Consider the following 673-nt stretch of genomic DNA (forward strand, 5'->3'; position numbering starts at 1 on the left):
ACCCCGTCCCCCACCACCTCCTGCGGGAACTCCTCGACCTCACCCTCCGGGCCCCCTCCGCCTGGAACGGTCAGGCCCGCTCCGTCGTCGCCGTCACCGACCCCGCCCGGCTCGCCGACCTCGTCCGCGCCACCGGCGGACAGCCGCAGCCCCGGGAGGCGCCGGTGATGCTCGTCTTCGTCGCCGACTGCGGCGACCGCCCCACCGACCGCGAGGAGATCCACCGCGCCGCCCTGGACGCCGGAGCCTGGAGCGCCGCCTTCGCCGAGGACTCCCTCGCCTCCGAACTCGCCTTCCGCCGCGACCTCGCCGCCCGCGGCCTGCTGCGCGAGTACGCCGTCAAGGACGCGATGCTCGCCGCCGCCCACGCCCTCCTCGCGGCCACCGCCCTCGGCCTGGCCGGCTGCCCCATGAACGGCTGGGACGAGACGGCGGTCAAGGAGGTCATCGGCATCGCCGACCGCGACGACCTCGCCATCGCGCTGCTGACCCCCCTCGGCTTCCCCGCCGAGACCCGGGTTCCGCCCGGCCGGCTGCCCCTCGGACGACGCGCCTTCACCGACCGGTACGGGGTCCCCTTCGACGACACCACTCCCGGTGCGGCCGAAGACCCCGCCGCGTCCGGCACTCCCTCCGCCGGGGCCCCCGGACCGGTCACCCACCCCTGACGCTG

General features: G+C 76.7%; 1 protein-coding gene. It reads left to right on the forward strand.

Annotated elements, in window-relative coordinates:
- Positions 1 to 668 (forward strand): nitroreductase family protein (locus FOE67_RS27725; RefSeq protein ID WP_182667553.1); only part of this gene is annotated, 668 nt, incomplete at its 5' end.
- Positions 669 to 673 lie beyond the last annotated feature (5 nt).

The organism is Streptomyces calidiresistens (assembly GCF_014141525.1).
Taxonomy (GTDB): domain Bacteria; phylum Actinomycetota; class Actinomycetes; order Streptomycetales; family Streptomycetaceae; genus Streptomyces; species Streptomyces calidiresistens.